At 55.7% G+C, this 3,374-nt stretch carries 4 protein-coding genes; 3 read left to right on the top strand and 1 reads right to left on the bottom strand.

Going from position 1 to position 3,374, the window contains the following annotated elements:
• The coding region (locus Q2B33_RS23590; protein ID WP_300914308.1) for a cell wall metabolism sensor histidine kinase WalK at positions 1-767 on the top strand (767 nt) is incomplete at its 5' end.
• Here the strand turns inward: Q2B33_RS23590 and Q2B33_RS23585 are convergent.
• Positions 703-1,443, bottom strand: a complete 741-nt coding sequence (locus Q2B33_RS23585) for a lysophospholipid acyltransferase family protein (RefSeq protein WP_330688402.1) — start codon at positions 1,441-1,443, stop codon at positions 703-705. The genes Q2B33_RS23590 and Q2B33_RS23585 overlap by 65 nt on opposite strands.
• Positions 1,444-1,570: 127 nt before the next feature.
• Between Q2B33_RS23585 and Q2B33_RS23580 the strand changes: the two genes are divergently transcribed.
• Together Q2B33_RS23580 and Q2B33_RS23575 are read left to right on the top strand one after the other, a co-directional pair.
• A complete protein-coding gene (locus Q2B33_RS23580; RefSeq protein WP_330684846.1) occupies positions 1,571-1,978 on the top strand; it encodes a protease complex subunit PrcB family protein in 408 nt (135 codons plus the stop codon).
• A 413-nt stretch (positions 1,979-2,391) separates the two neighbouring features.
• A complete protein-coding gene (locus tag Q2B33_RS23575; RefSeq protein WP_300569784.1) occupies positions 2,392-3,216 on the top strand; it encodes a hypothetical protein in 825 nt (274 codons plus the stop codon).
• The last annotated feature ends 158 nt before the right edge of the window (positions 3,217-3,374 follow it).

The raw sequence follows: 3,374 nt of genomic DNA, 5'->3' as shown, positions 1-3,374 counted from the left end.
AGGCCAGCCGGAAGAACGACCTGATCACCTACCTCGCCCATGACTTGAAGACGCCATTGACTTCCGTCATCGGATACTTGAGCCTGATGGACGAAGCCCCGGACATGCCCGCCTCCCAGAGGGCGAAATATGTCCACATCACCCTGGACAAGGCCCTGCGGCTGGAGAAGCTGATTAACGAATTCTTCGAGATTACCCGCTACAACCTCCAGACGATCGCCCTGGAGAAGGAGACCGTGAACCTGTCCTTCATGCTGGAACAGATGACGGACGAGTTCTACCCGCTCTTAAGCGACCATGGGAATACCATCCGCCTGGAGGTGGAGCCGGACGCCTCGGGCGGCCCCCTGACCCTCTATGCGGACGGGGAGAAGCTGGCCAGGGTGTTCAACAATATCCTGAAGAACGCCATAGCCTACAGCTACCCCGGCACGGCCATCGCAGTGGAATGCCGGACAGTGGGGGACTTTGTGAGGATAGAGGTGTCTAACCGGGGCAGGACGATTCCTCCGCACAAGCTGGAGGCCATCTTCGAGAAATTCTTCCGGCTGGACGACGCCCGGGCCACCAACACCGGCGGGGCCGGGCTGGGGCTGGCCATCGCAAAGGAGATTGTGACCCTCCACGACGGCAGCATCACGGCAGCCAGCGAGGATGAGGTGACCAGTTTCCTTGTAGAGCTGCCCCTTCCGGCGAAGACCGTCACTGCTTCGCGGAGAGCGCCGGGAAATACTCTCCCTTCAGCTCAAAGTACCGCTTTGAAATGAGGCTGCTGACATGCGCGCCTATGTTCTTTTTTTCGTTTCGATCCATGTCCTTCATATAGATGGCGGGCTGGAACTCAAGGATTACGGTGGTGCGCCTGATCCAGGGCAGATGGTCTTCAAAGACATCGGCCGCGTTCACGATGACCATGGGCACCACCGGTACGCCGCCTTTCTCCGCTATCTTGAAGCTTCCCTCCCGGAAGGGCAGGAAGGTATCGTTCACCTTGTTGCGGGTCCCCTCCGGGAAGATGCACAGGGACACGCCCCGCTTCACCTCCTCCACACCTGCCAATATGGTCTTCAGGCCCTCTTTGATGTTGTCCCTGTCCAGGAACAGGCAGTGGATGTTCCGCATCCAACTGTTCAGCAGAGGATAGCGCAGCATCTCCTTTTTTGCCACATAGCCCGTGATTCCGGGGAAATGGGAATACGTGAGCACGATGTCGAAATAGCTGCGATGGTTCCCCACGAAGAGGGCGGCGCTGTCTGAGGGGATGTTCTCCTTCCCCCTGACGATGAGCCTGGTGCCCGCCAGCCAGGCGATGCAGCGGAAGCCCCAGCCCACCAATGCCTTGGCGATTCTGTCTTTGCGGGCCGGATTGCGCTTTCCCGTCAGCCATTCCACCGCCAGCATGGGGATGGACAGTACCAAGAACAGGAGCAAAAAGAGTGCCACTAAAACGAGTCGTATCATAATATCAGCCTTTCCTGTAGATGATAAGAGATCCTCTCTATTCTAGCATAGAAATCCACGGCTGTACATAAAATAGAAGAAAATAGAAAAAAGTTTGTGAGGTCTATCATTGAAGAAGACAGGATTGTGCATACTGCTGATTGCCTGCATGCTGTTCGTTTCCGGCTGTACGCTGACGAGCCAGGAGAAGATCAAGCTCCGTGACCTGGATTTCACTGTGCTCAGCCAGGAGATGATACCGGAGCAGCTCCTGCCCATTCTGGAGGAGAAAAAGTCGGCTCCCTTCCAGATTACCTACACGGACAACGCGAATCTGTACATATGCGTGGGATACGGGGAACAGGAGACCGGGGGCTACAGCATCGCGGTGGATGAACTGTACCTGACTGATGACGAGATTGTAATCGATACGGGCCTGCTGGGGCCGGACCCCTCCGAGAAGGAGAACCCCCAGCCCTCTTACCCCTACATTGTAGTCAAGACGGAGTACCTGGAGCAGACGGTGGCTTTCGAATAAGGTGAGTTGACCGTGGAAAGTCGTTATAAATAATGAAAAAGTTCGCCTTACTGGCATGTAAGGCGAACTTTTTTATCACTCCTATCATTTTATACCCAATGTGTGGGTAGTGCAAGCCTAAATTTATTTTTGTCAATATTTCCTAATTTCGATTATTTTTTCCTTGATTTTTCATATGTTTCGCAGAGGGATTTTGGCTAAATTACCATATTTGGCAGTTGGCCCTGATTTTTGCGCCGCTTTTCGAAGGGAGGCTCGTGGACTGAAAGAGGCCCGAAAAGTTCGCCTTACATGCCAGTTAGGCGAACTATGCGGTATCTACGGCAGGTGCCATAAGCCGTTTGCAGGGACTGACGTGATGATTTGGCCGCCTTGCCCGGAAACAGGGCGAGGCGGCGGATATGGAGTGGGAAATGCCAGAGACGACCGGAACGAGATGCTGTAGCAAGCGGGAGCGGCTCCCTGTAGCCGGGCCATACACCGGAAGGCAGGAGCGGCCTTCCGGAGCCAAGTATTATGAGCGGATGCGGGAGCTGGGGTGCTTCACCCTACAGGATGTCACGGACATGGTGGGGGAGCGGTCGGCGGTGGCCTATCTGGTGAACGACTACCAGAGGAAGGGCTACATCGACAGGATACACCGCAACCTGTACACGGTGATGGACGTGGAGACGGGGGAGCCTATGCTGAACCGGTACCAGATCGGCAGCAGGCTGTTCCCGGATGCGTACATCGCCTTGGGCAGCGCTTTCGAGGCGTGGGGGTATGCGCCGAGGGTGGGGAACGAGGTCTTCGTGGCCACGGGGACGCGGTTCACGGACTTCCGGTATAACGGGGTGTTCTACCGCAGGGTGCATCCGAAGGCCGGGGCCGATAAGTCATGGGTGGGCGGAAGCCTTGTGGCCGGCCTGGAGCAGACGGTGGTGGACAGCCTGCACAGCTTCTCGGGGGAGGCCGGGCTGGAGGACGTGGTGGAGTGCATCATGAGGCTGCCGGGGCTGGACGCGGACAGGCTGCTCCAGTGCCTGGAGAGGTATGGGAACGGGTATCTGTACCAGAAGTGCGGGTATGTGCTGGAGCAGCTGCAGAGTTACGTGGGGCTGCCGGAGAGGTTTTACAGGGAGTGCAGGGCGCATTGCGCGAGTACGGTGCGGTATATGGTGAAGGGGGCAGATGGGCTGGTCTATCATCGGGAGTGGGGAGTTTATGCGCCTTGTTTGGATTGTGGGGAGGAGTGAATTAGGGAATTATTTTGTACATCTGTGTAGAAGAAACAGCAGATGGAACAGAGGGTTACGTGATTGGATAAAAGTGTCGGCATTGATTAGAAACGGATAAAACTTAACTAAAAGTTTCCCAATTTTCAGGACTATAGACTTTTGCAAGAAAGCGCCCC

Source organism: uncultured Acetatifactor sp., from assembly GCF_948601915.1.
GTDB lineage: Bacteria > Bacillota > Clostridia > Lachnospirales > Lachnospiraceae > Acetatifactor.
Note: the sequence above shows the minus strand (reverse complement) of the source record. Positions and strands in the feature narration are given on the sequence as shown.

Bases quoted from the DNA above. Each gene is read 5' to 3' on its own strand.
- Q2B33_RS23575 (WP_300569784.1), top strand. From the start codon at position 2,392: ATGCCAGAGACGACCGGAACGAGATGCTGTAGCAAGCGGGAGCGGCTC.